Raw genomic sequence first — 17327 nt, forward strand, 5'->3', positions numbered from 1 at the left:
GTCAGCGTAGATCAGTATCCGAGAGCGCGAAGGCCTTTGAGCTGGTCAAGATTGCCGTTCAGCGCGGCGTCAGGCACGTTGTCGCGCAGCACGACGTTGAGGGCCGTCAGGTTGCTGACCTGGTTGCCATTGCCGAGCAATGTCGCGTTCTGCATCAACCCGCCCTGGGCGATGCGTTGCAGGGCACTGCCCTGGTTGTTGTTGGCCACCACGTCGAGCTGCACGCCGGTGCCGCTGGCCGATACGCTCAGCGAGCCGGCGCCGTTGCTGCCAACCAGTGTGGAGCCTGCTGCCAGTACCTGGCCCTGCTGTGGCGTATCGGGTGCCTGGTTGGCCTTGGTGACGTTGATATCGACGTTGTTGTAAGCGGTATTGTTGTCGCCGGCGGCGCGCACTACCTGGGTGACACCGTCGGTCGTGTTCAGGCCCGCGCCGCCCGTGACGCTGCCGGCGCCTTGCGCGTTGGCAGCGCCGGAGCCTTTCTTGTCGATCATCGACACGTAGAATTGCGGTTTGATGGTCGATTGCTGGACCTGCATCGAGGTCTTGGCGCCGATGACATCGCCACTGGCGTTTTGCCAGGTGCTGGTCATGACCACGCCGAAACTGATGATCCGCCCCGGCATTACATAGCGCCCGCGCAGGTTCGCCAGCTCCTGGTCTTTCAGTTCAATGGGCTTGAACGTTTCTGCCTGGAGGGGCAGGGCGGCTGCCAGACAGATCAGGGTGAGCCATGCTGGAGTCTTCATGAGATGCTCCCGGAGCGTCGTGCTTGATTGTCATTAGAAGAAGTCGCTGCGGATGAAGCCGAAGTCCATCAGGTCAGCGTCCTTGACCGGGGTAAAGTTGTTGATCCGGCCCTTGGCGCTCAGCGGCAGAGGAGGGTCGAGCAAGGCATTGGTCTTGTCGTAACCCTGGCCGATCACGGCGAAGATGATGCCGTTCCAGCCCTTGAGGAAGTCCTCGACCTTGTAGCGCTTGTGGCCCAGGACCGGATCGCCGATATAGACCCAGCCCTTGTCGACCCGTTGCATGACCACGAAGTGCTTGTAGCCACGGATGTCCATCAGCACCACCACGGGTATACGCACGCTGTTCAGGGTTTCGGCAGCGACCCGGTAGCCGCGGGCACGCATGCCCAGGCTTTCCACGTAGCGTTTCATGTCGAGCATGGAGAAGCCCTGCACCCGTACCAGGTCCTGGTCGGCGTGAGCCAGCATGCCTTCGATGATGTGTTGTTCGTCCACGTCCAGCCAGTAGGCCTGGCGCAGGATGGTTGCCAGCGCCGCGGCGCCGCAACTGAAATCGGTCTTCTGTTGCACCAGGTCGGCGAACTTGCGCTCACGGATGCTCTGGATGGGCTTGTAGATCACCGCGCCCCCCGGCAAAACCGAAAGCGGCATCTGCGCCGCTTCGCTGTAGCTTGCCATGCACAGCAAAAACGCCAAGGCGATCATCCGCATGGTCTTGCCCCCTGGTCCTGTTGAAGAAAGGCCCCCCGAAGGGGGCCTTACGGTTACAGCGCTCAGAACGAGGTGTTGGAGATGGCCAGCGAGTTGCTCTGCTGGTTGCCCACACCGGCTGCGACGTTGACGCCGAGGTTGCCGCTGCCACCGTTCACCGAACCACTGAGGGTTGCGGTGTTGGTCACAGGGTTAGCCCAACCGGTAGGGGTCAGCACCTGGAACGACACGGTGTTGCTCAGGTCGTACGAGCTGGACTCGCTGAAGCTCTTCGAGCCGGACTTGGCAAATTCGGAAGCTTTGCTGCCCGATTTTTCGTACGAAGAGTCGTAGGCCTTTTCGAACGAAGAGTCGTAAGCCTTCTCGAACGAGGAGCTGGAGGACTTCTCGTGCGATTTGTCATACGAAGCGTCGATCGAAGCGTTCAGCGATGCATCGAACGAGTCGGTGCGGCTGCGCTCGTGGCGGCCGAAGTCCTGTGTCTGGGTCACACTGCCGCTTGCCGAGGCATCCAGCGAAGCGTTCAGAGAACCGCTAGCCGAAGCACTCGATTCGTGGCTGCGCGAACCGCTGGCGTCGGAGCTCTTCGAGCCACTGGCGTTCCAGCTGTTGGCTCCGGCCGCCTCCCAGCTCGAAGACGAGCTGCCTTCCTTGCTGTAGCTGGAGTCCTTGTCGTACGAGGCACTACCACTTTTCGTGGTGGTGAAGGTCAGCGTATCGACCCGGTAGGTGCGGTCGGCGCTGTTGTTCACTACCAGGCCTGGGCCATTCTGGTCGGCAGAGGCGGTGGCGGTGGCATTACCCAGTGGCGCATTGGAGTTGGCAATGGCCATGGTGTTTTTCTGCTGGTTCAGGTCGCCACCGGCAATGTTGATGCCCATGTTGCCGCTGCCGTTGTTGCCCGAGCCGCTCATGATGCCGGAGTTGGTGGTGCCGTAATTGTTGACCTTGTTGTTGTTGCTGTACTGGCGTACGTCGGCGGTGGCCGAGGCGGAGCCGAACACGAAGCTGTTGTCCAGGCTCGAGTCGGCGCCGGCGTTGGCGATGGCGGCGGCGTTGTCCTGCTGGTTGCCGGCGCCGGCCGCGACGTTGACACCCACGTTGCCGCTGGTGCCGGAGGCCGAGCTGCTCATTTCGGCTTCGTTCACGGTGCCTTCATTGTTGATGCGGTTGTTGGTGCTGCTTTGCTTGTCCCAGGCATTGGCGGTTGCATATACCGGGATCTTGGTAGGAGGAGGGGTGTGATGACCGTTGTTGTGGCCATTGTTATGGCCATTGTTGTGGCCGCCACGTGGATCGTTCTGCCCAGCTTGTACAGCCACAGCCATGATCGCAGCAATTGCGAAAACCAGAGGCTTGAGTGCCATCGAGGGTTTCATGGTGGTTCTCCGTACTTTGTTTTAGGTTAAGTGTTGTTGTTACCTGTTTGGGTCAATCTGCGACCCGGATGCTCAGGGTGTTGGCCGTTCGGTTTCCCACCCCTGCACTCTGATTCAACTGCACCACGCCACGGCTACCGGTGAATGCCTGGTCGCTGGTGCTGACCTGGCGATGGCCGGGTGTCTGGGCAGTTGAGTCCGAGCTGTTGATCAGCGCCACGTTCTGTTGCAGAAGGACGCTGTCGTCGATGCTTTGCGGTTGGGCACTGACGCTGATGCGCAGTGCGTTGGCTTGCTGGTTGCTGGCGCCGGCGCTCTGGTTCACGCCCAGTACGCCGTTGCCGTGGCTGAAGGCGTCGCCCTGGATGCTGGACCGAGCATCTATCGAGGGGTCGACAGGCGTGCGCAAGCGTTGGCGGATCTGGGTGCTGGCGTTGGCGTCATGGCCGATGGCGATAGCCCGGGCGTTGACCTGCTGTTGTTGGTCCCCGGCCGCCTGGTTGACGCCCAGGTTGCCTTGGTACTGTGCGCCTGAACTGTCGATGGTGGCGTTGTTGATCACGGGGGATTGGGCAAAGGCCGGTGCACTGCATAACGTGGCCAGGATCAGCAGCGTATGCTTCATGTCACTGACCCCCGCTGAGGATCTTCAGGGCGCCCAGACCTTGCTGGACGTTCGAATTGACCATGTTGGCAATGCCATTGCCAGAGCCTGAGGCTCGCCCACCGGCAATGTTCGGCAGTTGCGTCTGGGTGCCGATGTTGGCCCCGATGTTGTTGGTCTGTTGGGTGATCAGCGTATTGATGCCTGCGCCGCTGCTGATACTGGCGAAGTCGCCGTCGCTCAGTTCGTTGGTCTGCTTGAGTATGTGCGCGGACGGGTTGGTGTTGACGGTGACAGGGTTGGGGTCGGGCACAAGCGGGGCACGGGTGGCGATGCGCGGTTGCACATCACGGGTAATGATGACGAGCCCGTTATCGGCCTGGGCTGGCAGACTGAAGCTGGAACCCAGTGCGCATCCGATCAGCAGGAGACGACAGACGTTGCCTTTATCAAGTTTCCCCACGATGGCAATTCCTTCTTCGGCGTGTTGGGCCTGGGCCGCGTTGCCAGAAGGAGAGCAGAAGCTGTGCCGGTTTTTGTTATTGCTTTCGAATCAGTCAGTTGTGGGGCTGGAGCTGGTGCGTCAATGGATTGGTGTATCAGTGCTGAGACAGAGAGTCGTCCCATGAGCCGTCGGGCCCATTGAAGTCGGGCGCTGACGGGTTTTCGTCGAGGGTGTTTCACGGGCGTGACACTACCCCCGGATCTGGCGCAATGCGCGCAAATCCGGGGGGCATGGCCCCACAGGGTGTATCAGCGGCTTAACATTCGGTGGGGCAGGTGGGGGACTTGCCGTCCAGCAGGCGCTGTACAACGCTCAACACCGTGGCGCTGCGTTGCGACCAGTCGCCGTCAATCACCTGCACGTTCTGCCGGTGGCGTTGCAACCAGGCCAGGCTGTCGTTGAAGAACACCTGGCGCTCTTCCAGCCGTGGCTGACAGCGCAGCCCGTCCCCGACCCATTCGACGCCCTCGGGGCGCAGCAGCAGGTGCAGGTCGTAATGGCGCGCCTGAATGGCCTGTTCCAGCCACTCAGGGCAATCACCGAACAGTGCCCGGCTCCACAGGATATTGCTCAGCAGGTGGGTGTCGAGGATCAGCAATTCCGGTGCCTGCGCCCGGCCCTGGTCTTCCCAGGCGAGTTGGCCACGGGCGATGGTGGGGATATCGGCGTAGCAGGTATCGCGCTGCTCGCGCTCCATGAAATGGCGGACATACTCTCCGACCAGCACGCCACCGAAATGCGCCTGGATCTCGCCGCTCAGCCAGCTCTTGCCACTGGACTCCGGGCCGCACAGCACCAGGACCTTCATGCGCTGGCCAGCGCCGGGTCGCGGCGCCACTCCAGCCAGCCGCGCACGGCGATCAGGGTGAACAGGGCATACAGCGCGGCGGTGAGGTAGAGGCCCTTGTAGAGGAACAGGCCGACGAAGACCACATCCACCACCACCCATAGCGCCCAGCACTGCAGGCGCTTCTGTGCCATCCACAGCTGGGCCACCAGGCTGAAACCGGTGAGTGCTGCGTCCAGCCAGGGCTGGGCAGCGTCCGTCCAGTGGGCCATGGCGGCGCCCAGCAGCAGGCTGGCCAGCAGGCCGATCGCCAGGCCCTTGAACATCGTCATCGGTGCCAGGCTGGTTACCTGGCGGGCGTCCTCGACCCGGTCCGGCCGGGTCCATTGCCACCAGCCGTACAGTTGCAGCACGGCGTAGACCAGTTGCAGGAGCATGTCCGAGTACAGCTTGACCTCGTAGAAGATCCAGCTGTACAGCACCACCATCACCAGCCCGATCGGCCAGCACCAGGGGTTCTGCTTGACGGTGAGCCAGACGGCGATGACGCCGAGCGCGGCGGCGAAGAGTTCGAGGCCGGACATCGGCGATCCTTGGGCGGAGAGAGGCCGCGATGCTAACCGCTTCGTGCGCCACGCTTCAAGCGGTGGGCAGCATCCGGGCTGCCCGTTGCCAGGCCCTGCTAGACCTTGAACTGACGCAGCAACTGCTCCAGCTCCTCGCTCAAGCGGCCAAGCGCCGCGCCAGCGTCGCTGGACTGGCGGGCGGCCTCGGCGGTCTGTTGCGACAAGTCGGCGGTTTCGGTGACGTTGCGGTTGATTTCCTCGACCACATGCGACTGCTGCAGGGTGGCGCTGGCGATCGAGGCATTCAGCGCCCCCAGGTTGCCCAGCGCATGGTTGATGGCGTCCAGGCTGCTGCCAGCCTCGCGGGCCTGCTCGACGGTCTGGCGCGAGGCTTCGCTGCTGGTATCGATGGCCCGCACCGCGGCTTCGGACTGCCCCTGCAGGTGCTCGATCATGGTCTGGATCTCGGCGGTCGACTGGGCGGAGCGCTGGGCCAGCAGGCGCACCTCGTCGGCGACCACGGCGAAGCCGCGCCCCTGCTCACCGGCGCGGGCGGCCTCGATGGCGGCGTTGAGGGCAAGCAGGTTGGTCTGCTCGGCGATCGAGCGGATGACCTCGAGCACGCCGCCGATCTTCGTGCTGTGGCTGGCCAGTTCGCGGATCACCTGTACCGCCTGGTCGATGGTCGCCGAAAGCCGGTCGATCTGCTGCAGGCTACCGTGGATCGCCTGCTGGCCGTGGCCGACCTGGGCCTGGGCATTGCGCATTTCGCTGGAGGCCTGCTCGGCGTGCTTGGCCACGTCGTGCACCGCGTAGGTGACTTCGTTGACGGCGGTGGCGACCTGGTCCATCTGCAATGATTGCTGGGCGCTACGGGCCTGGGCGGAGCCTGCGTTGTCACCCACATGGCCGGCCGACTCGGCCAGGGCATGGGCCGCCCCCTGCAATTGACCGATCACGCCCTGCAACTTGCCATTGAAGCGGTTGAAGTGCTCACCCAGCTGGGTGATCTCGTCGTGGCCATGGGTGTCCAGGCGCCGGGTCAGGTCGCTTTCGCCGCTGGCGATGTTGCCCATGGCCTGCACGGCCTCCTGCAGTGGCCGGGCGATGCTGCGGGCGATCAGCATCACCAGCAGGGCCATCAGCAGGGCGATGCCCAGGCCCAGCAGCGAGGCGTCGCGCAACTGCCTGGCGAACTCGGCCTGCACGTCGTCGATGTAGACCCCCGAACCGATGATCCAGCCCCAGGGCTTGAACAGCTGTATATACGAGGTTTTCGCCACCGGCTCACTGGCGCCGGGCTTGGGCCAGCGATAGTCGACTGGCCCCGCGCCCTGGCTGCGGGCCAGGGCGACCATCTCGTTGAAGACGGCGAAACCGTCGGGGTCACGGATGGCGGAGAGGTCCTGGCCATCGAGCTTTGGGTTGGCCGGGTGCATGACCATCTTCGGTTGCAGGTCGTTGATCCAGAAATAGTCGTTCTGGTCATAGCGCAGCCCGCGCACCACTTGCAGGGCCTGCTGCTGTGCGGCCTCGCGGGTCAGTGTGCCGGCAGCCTCCAGGCCTTGGTAATGGGCCAGCACGCCGGCGGCGGTCTGTACCACGTGGCGGGTCTTCTCGGCCTTGGCCTGGTACAGGTCGCCATGGAGCTGGCGCAGCATCAGCAGGCCCAGCACCAGCAGCATGGCCACGGCCACCAGCAGGATCAGCCACAGGCGGCGGCTGATCGACATCGACCTCAGGGTCTTCATGATGCGTTACTCCAGTCTTTTTCTTTTTATCCAGGGCATCCAAGCATGCTTTGTCGCGGGCCCCCACTCGACCAACGGCTAATGCGTCGTTCTTGACATCCTCAGTTGCAGGTAACGCAAGCCTTGAAACATAGGCTCTGCTAGGATTTCGGCCGCGCCAGATGAAACCTTTAGGCGGCTGGGCATTTCAGCTGGCTTTGGTAGCGCTTGCGCTGTAAAAAGCACGCGCCGCGTGCGGTCTCAATTGTGTCAATCAAAACAAGCGGCCTGCCACGTGCAGCGTCGCATTTGGGGGAAAGATGGATTTGTGGAGTGCCTTGCAGGCGATCATCCTGGGCGTGGTCGAGGGGCTGACGGAGTTCCTGCCCATTTCGAGCACCGGGCACCAGATCATCGTCGCCGACCTGATCAACTTCGGTGGCGAACGCGCCATGGCGTTCAACATCATCATCCAGCTGGGTGCCATCCTGGCGGTGGTGTGGGAGTTCCGGCGCAAGATCTTCGACGTGGTACTGGGCTTGCCCACGCAGGTGCCGGCGCGACGCTTCACCGCCAACCTGCTGATCGCCTTCATTCCCGCGGTGATCCTGGGCGTGTTGTTCGCCGACCTGATCCATGAGTACCTGTTCAACCCTATTACCGTTGCCGCCGCGCTGGTGGTAGGTGGGGTGATCATGCTGTGGGCCGAGCGTCGCCAGCACCGGGTGGAGGTCGACCATGTCGACGACATGCGCTGGACTCACGCGCTGAAGATCGGCCTGGTGCAGTGCCTGGCGATGATTCCGGGCACCTCGCGCTCGGGATCGACCATTATCGGTGGCTTGCTGTTCGGCCTCTCGCGCAAGGCGGCGACCGAGTTTTCGTTCTTCCTGGCCATGCCCACCATGGTCGGCGCGGCGGTGTATTCGGGGTACAAGTACCGTGATCTGTTCCAGCCGGGCGATTTGCCGGTGTTCGCCATCGGTTTCGTGGTGTCGTTCATCTTTGCCATGATTGCCGTACGCGGGCTGCTCAAATTTATCGCCAATCACAGCTATGCGGTGTTTGCCTGGTATCGCATCGCCTTTGGCCTGCTGATCCTGGCGACCTGGGAGTTTGGCTGGGTCGATTGGTCGACGGCGCATGGTTGAGAGGGCTCGTACGCAGCGTGCGCCCCGACGCGAGGAAGGCGTGCGCAATGCGCGCCTGAAGGGGCTGGTACTTGCGGTGCTGTGCCTGTTGCCGGTGCTCGGCGGCCTGCGGATGGGGCTGAGTGGCGGGAGTTGGTTGCCGTTGGCGATGTATCCGGTGGTGAGTCTGGTCAGCCTGTTGTTGTACTGGCAGGACAAGCAGCAGGCGCGGACTCAGGCCTGGCGTACGCCGGAAAAGGTGCTGCATGCCAGCGAGCTGCTGGGGGGCTGGCCGGGGGCTTTGCTGGCGCAACAGGTGTTTCGGCACAAGACTCGGAAGGTTTCCTATCAGGTTGTGTGCTGGGGGATTGTTCTGGTGCATCAGGTGTTCTGGGTTGATTATTTGTTTTTGGCGGGGCGGTGGGGTGCTTTGATCTGAGGGTTGTAGTTGTAGTTGTAGTTGTAGTTGTAGTTGTGGTTATGGTTTTGAAAGTTGTATGCGCATTCATTTGCGATGTCGACGCTTACTCACCTTTCCGCCCTTACGGCGGGTCCCTTTTTGAAGGATCAAAAAGGAACCAAAAAATCCTCGCTCCATTCATCCGGCCCTCCGCTTCGCTCCGGGTTCCCTCACTCCGGCCTTGCTCCCGGGAGGACCGCGCTGAACGCCCCATCCTGGGGCGCAGCGCTTGACGGGCATCCATGCCCGTCACCTCCCTCCGCAAGACCTGCGTTCGGCCTCCTGAAGTCGCGAAGTTACGGGCGGCGCCTGCACTAACGCAGCTAGTCGCTAGTTGCCATCGAGGGAACTCTAGATCAACATCGCGGGGCAAGCCCGCTCCCACCATAGTTTGACTACGTGATTCAATGTGGGAGCGGGCCTGTCCCGCGATGGCGTAATGAAGAACAACATAACAGCCACTAACAAAACCAACATATCTGCTCTTGATCTGCTCTTGATCTGCTCTTGATCTGCTCTTGATCTGCTCTTGATCTTGCTTCTAAGCGCGCGGTAGTTCAGGCGACACAAATTGCGACTTCAGGAGGCCGAGTGGAGTTCTTGCGTAGTGGGGCGACGGCCATGGATGGCCGTCGAGCGCTGCGCCCCAGGATGGGGCGTACAGCGCGGTACCCACGGGAGCAAGAACGGAGCGAGGGAACCCCGTAGCGAAGCGTAGGGGCCGTATGAACGGAGCCGAACGGTTTTGCCTACTTTTGTCAAGACAAAAGTAGGTCGCCGTAAAGGCGAAAGGGTGACTAAATGTCGACATCTTCTACGAATGCGCCCACAAAAAACAAAACAATCGCCCCGAACCCGAACCCAACCCAAGGAAAAAAAGGAACCGCAGCGCCAGGGGAGAACCAACGCCACGGTCCAAGGGGAAACCCCGTCACTGCTGGGTAACAGTCGCCATATTGGCATTCCCGAACTGCGTAACAGTGGCCGTCTGACTAGCCCCACTCTGGTCGACAAACGCCTGGTTCCCATTACCCCCCTGGGTCACGTAGGCGAGGTTGACCCCATCGGTCTGCTTGATGGTCGCCTCGTTGCCATTGCCATACAGCTGATAGGTGTAGCTCTGGTTGCCACTGCCCGACTGCTCGAGGGTGATGCTGCCGCCATTGCCCGCGGCCAGGCCCTCGGCGTAGTTGGCGGTGCCGCGCTGGTCGGCGATTAGCAGGTTGTCGCTGCCGTTCTGCTCGAAGTACAGCTCGTTGTTGCTGTCGGCCTGGCGGGTCTCCATCTGGTTGCGGTTGCCATCCTGATTCAGCCGGGCGATCTGGCTGTTGCCTTCCTGGGTGAGGTTGACCCCGTTGCCATTGCCCGCCTGGTTGATCTGCGCCTGCTGACCGACACCGAATTGCCCGCCAGACTTCTCGCCCTTCCAGTTGCTGGCCATGATCTTGTTGGCGTTGCCCACCGTGCTGATGGTCAGGCTGTGGTTGTCGCCGGTCTGGTAGGTGAAGTGCAGGTTGTTGTTGCCCGTCTGGGAAATGCTGGTCACCGCCTGGTTGGTCTCGAACTGGTCCGACCAGCTGGCGTTGCCACGGCCGGTCTGGCTGAGACCTGCGCTGTTGGCCTGGCCGAAACTCTGATCGATGTAGCCTTCGTTGCTCTGGCCGTTCTGGTAGACATTGGCTTGGCTGGCGGCCTGGTTGTCCTGCCACACCTCCACCGAGTTGCCCGTGCCGTACTGGTTGATGCCGATGGTGCCGCCCAGGCCGTCGCGCTGGTCACCGTAGGCCCAGTTCTGCCGGCCTTCCTGGTAGATGGCGATATCGCCGTCCTGGTGGGTCATGTGCTCGGCGGCGGCCTGGTTGTCGCTGCCACCCTGCATGATCACGCTTTTGTTGTTGCTGCCGCCGAACAGCTGCTCCACCGTGGCGTCGTTGCCATGGCCGGACTGCAAGGTGGTGGCCTGGCTGCCGTACTGGGTGTCCTGCCAGATGACCGAACGGTTGCCGCTGCCTTGCTGGACCTGCAGGGCCTCGTTGTTCTCGCCCACCGACTGGCTGGCGAAGGCGTCGTTGAGGCTGCCGCCGGACTGCTGGGTGATCTGGCTGCCGTTCTCGAACAATTGCTCGGCGTAGCCGGCGTTGAACGAGCCGGTGGCGTTTTGCTGGATATGGCTGGTGCTGCTGTCCTGCAGCGCCATGTGATTGTGGTCGTGGCCAGCCTGGTTCTGCGTGGCCGAGGCGAACGGCGCCTGGGTCTGCTTGACCTCGGCGATGTTCTGGTTGCCCTGTTGGGACTGGGTCGAAGTGCTGTCGTCGGCCATGGCCTGGCCGGCAAGGGCCAGGACGATGGCAGCGCTCAGAGGGGCGAGCTTGTGCATGGTATTGCCTCCAGATCTGTCGATGAGGGCCTAGCGGTACTGGGTGATGTGGACCTGCTGGCCGTTGCCGGCCTGGGTCACGGCGCTGTTGAGCCCCGTGCCGCGCTGGTCGATGGTGGCGCTGTTGTGGTTGCCGATCTGCTCGATGGCGGCGCTGTTGCCGCTGCCACTCTGGCGGATCGTCGCGTCGTTACCCTGGCCCTGCTGGCTGATCGCGGCCGTCAGGTCGCTGCCTTCCTGCAGGATGTAAGCCTCCTGCGCGCCCCCGGCCTGGACGATCCGGCCGAGCAGGGCCTGGCCGTTCTGGTCGAGGGCGGCACGGTTGCCCGTGCCCAGTTGCTCGATCACCGCGACCTGGCCGGCGCCGGTTGGCAGCAGGCGCAGCACCAGTGGCTCGCCCAGGTCGCTGCCGGCGGCGAGGTCGGCGTTGTCCATCAGGTCGTCGGCTAGAGCCTGGCCGGTAAGGGCCAGGCACAGCAGCAGCGGGTACAGGGCGTTCATGGCATCCTCCCGGGGGTTACTGCACCACCACGTTGACCGTGCGCGTGCTGCCCTGGCTGCTGGTCACCGTGGCGGTCGGCGCGGCGGTGGGCACCAGCGTCGTGCTGTTGCTCACCGACAGGCGCCAGCGGCCGGTGACCGGCACGGTGGTGGTGCCCAGGGTCTGCACGCCGCTGGTGGTGGTCACCCGCACCGTGATGGTGTTACCGGTGGTCACCGAGGACGTTCCGCTGATGTCCCAGTTGAAGCGGTTGTTGGAGCGCGCCGTGACTGTCGCCGCGGTGACCGCGAAGGTCTCCTGGGCCGGTCGTGGCGATACTTGTACCGTGACCGTGCCGGGCGTCGAGGTGGCGCCGATCGCGTCACGGGCGACGTAGGTGAAGCTGGTGGTGAACGCCGCGGTGACCGTGGCCGGTGGCGTGTAGGTGATCACGTTGCCGTCGGTGCTCACCGTGCCGCGCCCGGCCGGGGTCGGCTGGGTGACGCTGGCGATGGTCAGTGGCAGGTTGCCTTCCGGGTCGGTGTCGTTGGCCAGGGCGTTGATGGTCAGTGGCACGCCGAGGGTGGCGGCGCTATCGGCCACTGCGGTTGGTGGACGGTTCGGCGCGACGTTGACGGTCACGGTGGTGACCGGCGACTTCAGGCCCTTGGCGTCTTGCGCGCGGTAGCTGAAGGTCGCCACCAGCGGCGAGGTGGCCCCGGCCGGTGGGGTGTAGGTCACTGCCGTGGTGCCGTTCATCACCACGCCGCCCAGGCCGGTGCCCGGCTGGGTGAGGTCGGTGATGCTCAGCGGCACGTTGCCGTCCGGGTCGCTGTCGTTGGCCAGCAGGGTGAGGGTGATCGGTATGCCGACACTGGTGCTACCGCTGTCGGCCTGGGCCACGGGGGCTTGGTTCTCGGCCTGCACCGGGGCGCTGCCGACCACCACCACCGGTTCCACGTCGACACCGCCATGTGCCGACTTGACCGTGATGCTGGCAGGCGGCTGGGCCAGGTCGTTGACCGTGAGGCTTTGCTGGACACCGGACTTGGACATCCGTCCGAAGCCCTGGACCAGCAAATCCGGCACCACGACTTCGTCGCTGGACCGGGCCTCGATAAGCAACCGCTTGGCACTCCAGTCATAGCGTGCCGTACCCACCTTGACCACATCGCTGAGCTTGCTCGACAGCGATGTCGGGCGCGTGGTGCCGGCCGGGCTGCTGGCGGTGACCACCACCACCGACGGTGGCACTGCCTGGCTCAGTTGCTGGTTGAAGAACAACCCGTTGTTGTCGGCGAGCATGCTGAACTGGCAGGGCGAAGGCGGCGAGCCGACCAGCGCCAGGCCGTTGCGCAGGCAAAGGCTGGCGCTGTTCGGCGCCTTGGCGAAGACTTCGACGCGGGTGCCCGCGGCGTTGCGCTGGTAGGTGGCGCGTTCCAGCGTCGCCGGGGTCTGCTGGCGCTGGTCGAGGACTTTGCCGGAGACGGTGAAGACGTTGGTCTGGATGGTGCCCGCCGGGCCCTGGATGCGCACGAAGTTGGTGTTGTTCGGGCTGCCGGTCACTGCCTCGGTAATGTTCGGGTCGCCGACGAAGGTCTCGGTGGCGCCGGTGTCCGGGTTGACCTCGGTGTAGGGGCCGCCGACACCGCGCAGGAACGGGCCGAGGTTGCCGTTCAGGGCACCGCTGAAGTTGCCGGGAGCACCGATGCCGATGTCGCGGGTGATGTTGATCGCCCGGCGGCCCGCCGTGGTCACGTTGACCGTTTCGACCCCATAGGGGTGGGTGATGGTGTAGGTGCCGGTGCTCGGCACCGAGGCGCGGATGCGGATGCGGGCGAAGCTCTGCTGGTCGCCATTGACCGGATTCTCGGCGGCGAAGGCTGCCTCAAGGCCGGCAACGTAGACCTCCAGCTCGTAGCCACTGTTGCCTACCTGGGGGATCTCGGTCTCGGCCAGGAACCAGAACATCTCCGGTGGCCAGTTGTCCGGGAACACCAGCGGCAGGGCATCGTCATAGACCCCGGGCTCGGGCAGCAGGGTGCACATGTAGGCCGGAGCGCCAGGGCCGCCCGGTGACCGGGTGCTGGTGGCGCGCGACTGGCACAGCTCCAGGGCGAGGTTGTTGGCGTCCTTGTACCACATGGGGTAACCCCCGGTGGCGAAGGTGTAGGGGCCGGGATCGACCTCCGACAGCGCGGCCCAGGCCGCGCTGCTGAGGGTGAGGGTGAAACCGGCGGCGCAGAGTGCGCGACGCGACCAAGTATTCATGCTGCCTCCTTGAAGGCGTGTCCTGTTCATGGCACCAGCACCACGTCTTCGCTGTCGCTGCCGCCATGGGCGCTGGTGACCTGCACCGTCGCTGGCGGGATCGGCGAGAGCCCGGTGGTCAGGGTCTTGACCGCGCCGTTGCCGCTCAGGCTGCCGATCAACGCACCGTTGCCGGTGCGGGCGGTGAGGGCCGGCGGGCTGGTCTCGTCGCTGCTGCTGGCCACCAGGGTCAGCTGGCCACTGCCCAGGCTGTATTCGGCGCGGCTGATGGTCACCAGGTCGGTCAGCGGCATCGGTGCGCTGGTCGGGGTGCTGGTGGCGATGGCCAGGCTGTTGTCGGCGGTCACCTGCAAGGTCAGCGGCAGGGTCGGATTGAGCGGCGATTGGGCGTACCAGGCACCGGTGCCATTGGCCTCGCCGAGGGCCAGGGTGGGGGTCTGGCTGGTCAGGGTGACCGTGGCGGGCGCCGGCGGGGCCATGACGAATACATCCTGCTGGGCGCGCAGGTCGCCATTCACGGTGTGCCGCGAATAGGTGCTGCGCAGCGGGATCAGCGGCGTTGGGCGGTTGACCGTGGACAGCTTGCCGGAGATGGCGAACAGCTCGGTACGCAGGTCGATACCGTTGGGCCCTTCGATGCGCACGAAGTTGGTGTTGAACGGGCTGCCGGTGACCGGCTCCTCCAGGTTCGGGTCGCCGATGAAGCGTTCGCTGGCACCGGTGCCTGGGTTGGTTTCGGTATAGGGGCCGTTGACGCTGCGCAGGAACGGCCCGATGTCGCCCCTGAGCGCGCCGCTGTAGTCGCCTGGCGAGCCGATGCCGATGTCGCGGGTCATGTTGATCGCCCGGCGCCCGCCGGCCGCCACCTCGAACACATCGACACCGTAAGGGTGAGTGATGGTGTAGGTACCGGCCACCGGCACATCGACGCGGATGCGTACCCGGGCGAAGCTGACCTGGTCGCCATCCACCGGCTCCTCGGCGCTGAAGGCGGCCTCGATCGCCGATACATAGGTCAGATCGATGCCGCGGGCGGCATCGACGATGGCGGCGTCGGCGGTGAACCAGAACGCTTCGTCGGGGAAGTTGCTGGGGAAGACGATCGGCTGGGTGTCGTCGAACACGCCGGGTGTGGGCAGCAGCGTACACATGTACGAGGGCGCGCCGGGAGCACCGGCGACCCTGGAGCTCACCGCCTTGGTCAGGCACAGGTCGAGCACCCGGCCATGGCTGTCCTGGTACCAGGCGGGGAACTTACCGGTGGGCAGGGTATACGGGCCGGTATCGACCGCATACAGCGCAGCCTGGGCCGGAAGCTGGAGCAGGCCGGCGAAGATCGCCACGGCCAGCGGGTGGGGTGTCGGTCGGTGCATGAGTTGCTTCCTCCTGCAAACGGGCCCATGGGTTGGGGCGTCTGGGGAGGGATCGGCAACTGTTGTGCCAGGTTTTGCAGAGGGGCGTCCAGGGCCTTTGCGACGAGGGTTTCAGCGTCCCGACAACGGTCTGGCGAGGTATCCATGGTGGGCGGGTGGCCCCAGCATTGGGGAATGGGGTGAGGCTCGGTCTCTGTCGTAGCTGATGACTGCCAACCAATTCTGACGCACACTGCCGAAAAATCCGATGCCCGTTGCCCCGCCTCAGCGGGGCACACCAGGAGCACGCAATGGCGCGACAACTTCCAACAACAACCGCCAACGACCCCCTGCAGCAATCCCGTCTGGTCCGTCTGAAGCTTGCCAGCGAAGGCGAACTGCCCTGTGGCATGCTGCGCGATGAGATCGACGCCTCCTGGCGGCGCAGCCTCGGCCATGGCCTGGACTGTCTGCAGGGCGAGCAGGTCGGCCTGGGTATTCGCCACGGCCTGGACCTGGACACGCTGCTGGAACACAACCGCCTGCTGATCGACGCGGCCACCCCTGAGCTGGACTACCTGATCAAACGCCAGGGCAAGAGCGGCATCGTCATCCTCGGTGATTCCCAGGCCAACGTGCTGACGATTGACGGCCAGAAGCATGTGCTCGAGCGCGAGGGCCTGCGCGACCTGCACCCTGGCAGTTGCTGGAGCGAGGCCCTGCGCGGCACCAATGCCATCGGCACGGCGGTGGTCGAGGGCCAGCCGACCCTGATCAACTGCGGCGAGCATTACCTGGATCGGCTCAGCCCGTTCTCCTGCACCTCGGTGCCGCTGCGTGATCCGCGTGGCGACGTGATAGGCGTGCTCGACGTGACCCGTGAAGGCGTCATGGCCCAGCCCCAGGACAGCCTTTCCACGTTGCTGCTCGCCGCCGGCAATATCGAGAGCCGGCTGTTCGGGCTCTACCATCCCGAGCATCTGGTTCTGGCCTTCCATAGCCGCCCGCAATACCTGGCCAGCGCCTGGCAGGGCCTGCTGGCGCTGAGCCTGGAAGGCGAGGTGATGGCGGCCAACGACAATGCCTGCCAGTTGTTGCAGATGCCACGCCAGGCGCTGCTCGGGCGACGCTGCGGTGGCCTGCTCGGCGAGCGTTCGCCGGCGTTTATCGCGCGCCTGTGGCAGGGCGGCGTCAGCAGCGTGCAGACGGCAGCGGGCGAGTTCTTTTTCCGGGCGCTGCAACTGCCGCGGCATGGTCGCGTCAGTGGCCCGTCCGCGATCGCCAAACCAGCACCGCCGAAGACCCAGGCACTGGAAGCGCTGGCCGGTGGCGATGCCCGTCTGGCGCGTGCCTTGCGCATGGCCCGCCAGGGCTTGGCAAACGGGTTGCCGGTCCTGCTGCTGGGTGAAACCGGCACTGGCAAGGAGGTGGTTGCCCGTGCCCTGCACCAGGCCGGTCCGCGTGCCGACAAGCCATTCGTGGCGGTCAACTGCGCGGCGATTCCCGAGGGGCTGATCGAGTCCGAGCTGTTCGGCTACCGCGACGGCGCCTTCACCGGCTCGCGCCGGGGCGGCATGGTCGGGCGGCTGATGCAGGCCCATGGCGGCACGCTGTTCCTCGACGAGATCGGTGACATGCCGCTGGCCCTGCAGGCGCGCCTGCTGCGTGTGCTGCAGGAGCGCCGCGTGGCGCCCCTTGGCGCCGGCGACGAGCAGGACATCGACGTGGCGCTGATCTGCGCCACCCATCGCGACCTCAAGCGCCGGGTTGCCGACCAGCACTTCCGCGAAGACCTCTACTACCGGGTCAACGGCGTGTCCCTGCGTCTGCCGGCACTGCGCGAGCGCGACGACCTGGCAACGATCATCCAAGGTTTGCTGGACAAGTCCGGAGCCGGCAGTGTGAGCCTCGACCCAGCGCTGGCGGCGCTGCTGGAGAACTTCGACTGGCCGGGCAACATCCGCCAGCTGGAAATGGTGGTGCGCACCGCCCTGGCAATGCGCGAGGAGGGCGAGCAGGTGCTGACCCTCGACCACCTCACCGACTGCCTGCTCGATGAACTGGCCAGCGGCGCGGCGCCGTCCGGCAGCCTGCGCGACAACGAACTGGAACTGATCCGCGCTGCCCTGGCCCGGCACCAGGGCAATGTCTCGGCCGCGGCCGAGGCCCTGGGTATCAGCCGGGCGACGCTGTATCGCAAGCTCAAGCAGTTGCGTGGTTGA

General features: G+C 64.5%; 15 protein-coding genes and 1 pseudogene. 3 read left to right on the plus strand and 13 right to left on the minus strand.

Translation table 11 applies throughout. The annotated features are described in order from the left end of the window. Positions 1 to 11 precede the first annotated feature (11 nt). The 9 genes and pseudogenes from LOY42_RS11280 to LOY42_RS26595 form a co-directional block, all read right to left on the minus strand. Positions 12 to 749 carry a hypothetical protein gene (locus tag LOY42_RS11280; protein ID WP_110702163.1) on the minus strand — a complete coding sequence of 246 codons (738 nt, stop codon included), beginning with the start codon at positions 747 to 749 and terminating at the stop codon, positions 12 to 14. A gap of 33 nt (positions 750 to 782) precedes the next feature. Next, a complete protein-coding gene (locus LOY42_RS11285) occupies positions 783 to 1463 on the minus strand; it encodes a C39 family peptidase (protein WP_094012022.1) in 681 nt (226 codons plus the stop codon). A 62-nt stretch (positions 1464 to 1525) separates the two neighbouring features. Further along, the gene (locus LOY42_RS11290; RefSeq protein ID WP_110702161.1) at positions 1526 to 2842 is read right to left on the minus strand and encodes a heme utilization protein; all 1317 of its coding nucleotides are present in this window, start codon (positions 2840 to 2842) and stop codon (positions 1526 to 1528) included. Positions 2843 to 2894: 52 nt separating this feature from the next. Beyond that, the gene (locus LOY42_RS11295) at positions 2895 to 3467 is read right to left on the minus strand and encodes an adhesin (protein WP_110702159.1); all 573 of its coding nucleotides are present in this window, start codon (positions 3465 to 3467) and stop codon (positions 2895 to 2897) included. A 1-nt stretch (position 3468) separates the two neighbouring features. Then, entirely contained in the window at positions 3469 to 3909 is a 441-nt protein-coding gene (locus LOY42_RS11300) for a hypothetical protein (RefSeq protein ID WP_110702157.1), read from the minus strand. Between the two features lie 298 nt (positions 3910 to 4207). Continuing rightward, positions 4208 to 4759, minus strand: coding sequence for an AAA family ATPase (locus tag LOY42_RS11305; RefSeq protein WP_258600648.1), 552 nt, complete (start codon positions 4757 to 4759; stop codon positions 4208 to 4210). After that, the gene (gene pnuC / locus LOY42_RS11310) at positions 4756 to 5322 is read right to left on the minus strand and encodes a nicotinamide riboside transporter PnuC (RefSeq protein ID WP_102682457.1); all 567 of its coding nucleotides are present in this window, start codon (positions 5320 to 5322) and stop codon (positions 4756 to 4758) included. Before pnuC ends, LOY42_RS11305 begins: the two co-directional genes overlap by 4 nt. A 98-nt stretch (positions 5323 to 5420) precedes the next feature. Further along, positions 5421 to 6155 (minus strand): methyl-accepting chemotaxis protein, encoded by a 735-nt coding sequence (locus tag LOY42_RS26590; RefSeq protein WP_371918114.1) that lies wholly within the window; start codon positions 6153 to 6155, stop codon positions 5421 to 5423. A 186-nt stretch (positions 6156 to 6341) separates the two neighbouring features. Further along, positions 6342 to 7055, minus strand: a pseudogene (locus LOY42_RS26595) (cache domain-containing protein); the annotation flags it as partial. A gap of 299 nt (positions 7056 to 7354) precedes the next feature. Here LOY42_RS26595 and LOY42_RS11320 point away from each other — a divergent pair. Together LOY42_RS11320 and LOY42_RS11325 are read left to right on the plus strand one after the other, a co-directional pair. Then, entirely contained in the window at positions 7355 to 8185 is an 831-nt protein-coding gene (locus LOY42_RS11320) for an undecaprenyl-diphosphate phosphatase (RefSeq protein ID WP_139670543.1), read from the plus strand. Then, a complete protein-coding gene (locus LOY42_RS11325; protein WP_110702152.1) occupies positions 8178 to 8603 on the plus strand; it encodes a DUF1294 domain-containing protein in 426 nt (141 codons plus the stop codon). The genes LOY42_RS11320 and LOY42_RS11325 overlap by 8 nt, the downstream gene beginning before the upstream one ends. A gap of 952 nt (positions 8604 to 9555) precedes the next feature. Here the strand turns inward: LOY42_RS11325 and LOY42_RS11330 are convergent. From LOY42_RS11330 to LOY42_RS11345, 4 genes are read right to left on the minus strand one after another with little or no spacing between them, the layout of a single operon-like run. Then, complete coding sequence (locus LOY42_RS11330) at positions 9556 to 11001, minus strand: curlin (RefSeq protein ID WP_139670693.1); 1446 nt, start codon at positions 10999 to 11001, stop codon at positions 9556 to 9558. A gap of 30 nt (positions 11002 to 11031) precedes the next feature. After that, the gene (locus LOY42_RS11335; RefSeq protein ID WP_139670691.1) at positions 11032 to 11502 is read right to left on the minus strand and encodes a curlin; all 471 of its coding nucleotides are present in this window, start codon (positions 11500 to 11502) and stop codon (positions 11032 to 11034) included. Positions 11503 to 11518: 16 nt separating this feature from the next. Beyond that, positions 11519 to 13753, minus strand: coding sequence for an Ig-like domain-containing protein (locus LOY42_RS11340; protein WP_258600649.1), 2235 nt, complete (start codon positions 13751 to 13753; stop codon positions 11519 to 11521). A gap of 26 nt (positions 13754 to 13779) precedes the next feature. After that, complete coding sequence (locus LOY42_RS11345) at positions 13780 to 15126, minus strand: hypothetical protein (protein WP_139670687.1); 1347 nt, start codon at positions 15124 to 15126, stop codon at positions 13780 to 13782. Positions 15127 to 15416: 290 nt separating this feature from the next. Here LOY42_RS11345 and LOY42_RS11350 point away from each other — a divergent pair, with 290 nt between their 5' ends. After that, positions 15417 to 17327 (plus strand): sigma-54-dependent Fis family transcriptional regulator, encoded by a 1911-nt coding sequence (locus LOY42_RS11350; protein WP_258600650.1) that lies wholly within the window; start codon positions 15417 to 15419, stop codon positions 17325 to 17327.

Origin of the sequence: Pseudomonas sp. B21-023 (assembly GCF_024749165.1) — a bacterium.
GTDB lineage: Bacteria > Pseudomonadota > Gammaproteobacteria > Pseudomonadales > Pseudomonadaceae > Aquipseudomonas.

What these genes read in the sequence shown, in the direction of transcription:
- LOY42_RS11280 (WP_110702163.1), bottom strand. Translation starts at nt 749, where the DNA reads ATGAAGACTCCAGCATGGCTCACCCTGATCTGTCTGGCAGCCGCCCTG.
- LOY42_RS11285 (WP_094012022.1), bottom strand. Translation starts at nt 1,463, where the DNA reads ATGCGGATGATCGCCTTGGCGTTTTTGCTGTGCATGGCAAGCTACAGC.
- LOY42_RS11290 (WP_110702161.1), bottom strand. Translation starts at nt 2,842, where the DNA reads ATGAAACCCTCGATGGCACTCAAGCCTCTGGTTTTCGCAATTGCTGCG.
- LOY42_RS11295 (WP_110702159.1), bottom strand. Translation starts at nt 3,467, where the DNA reads ATGAAGCATACGCTGCTGATCCTGGCCACGTTATGCAGTGCACCGGCC.
- LOY42_RS11305 (WP_258600648.1), bottom strand. Translation starts at nt 4,759, where the DNA reads ATGAAGGTCCTGGTGCTGTGCGGCCCGGAGTCCAGTGGCAAGAGCTGG.
- pnuC (WP_102682457.1), bottom strand. Translation starts at nt 5,322, where the DNA reads ATGTCCGGCCTCGAACTCTTCGCCGCCGCGCTCGGCGTCATCGCCGTC.
- LOY42_RS26590 (WP_371918114.1), bottom strand. Translation starts at nt 6,155, where the DNA reads ATGGACCAGGTCGCCACCGCCGTCAACGAAGTCACCTACGCGGTGCAC.
- LOY42_RS11320 (WP_139670543.1), top strand. Translation starts at nt 7,355, where the DNA reads ATGGATTTGTGGAGTGCCTTGCAGGCGATCATCCTGGGCGTGGTCGAG.
- LOY42_RS11325 (WP_110702152.1), top strand. Translation starts at nt 8,178, where the DNA reads ATGGTTGAGAGGGCTCGTACGCAGCGTGCGCCCCGACGCGAGGAAGGC.
- LOY42_RS11330 (WP_139670693.1), bottom strand. Translation starts at nt 11,001, where the DNA reads ATGCACAAGCTCGCCCCTCTGAGCGCTGCCATCGTCCTGGCCCTTGCC.
- LOY42_RS11335 (WP_139670691.1), bottom strand. Translation starts at nt 11,502, where the DNA reads ATGAACGCCCTGTACCCGCTGCTGCTGTGCCTGGCCCTTACCGGCCAG.
- LOY42_RS11340 (WP_258600649.1), bottom strand. Translation starts at nt 13,753, where the DNA reads ATGAATACTTGGTCGCGTCGCGCACTCTGCGCCGCCGGTTTCACCCTC.
- LOY42_RS11345 (WP_139670687.1), bottom strand. Translation starts at nt 15,126, where the DNA reads ATGCACCGACCGACACCCCACCCGCTGGCCGTGGCGATCTTCGCCGGC.
- LOY42_RS11350 (WP_258600650.1), top strand. Translation starts at nt 15,417, where the DNA reads ATGGCGCGACAACTTCCAACAACAACCGCCAACGACCCCCTGCAGCAA.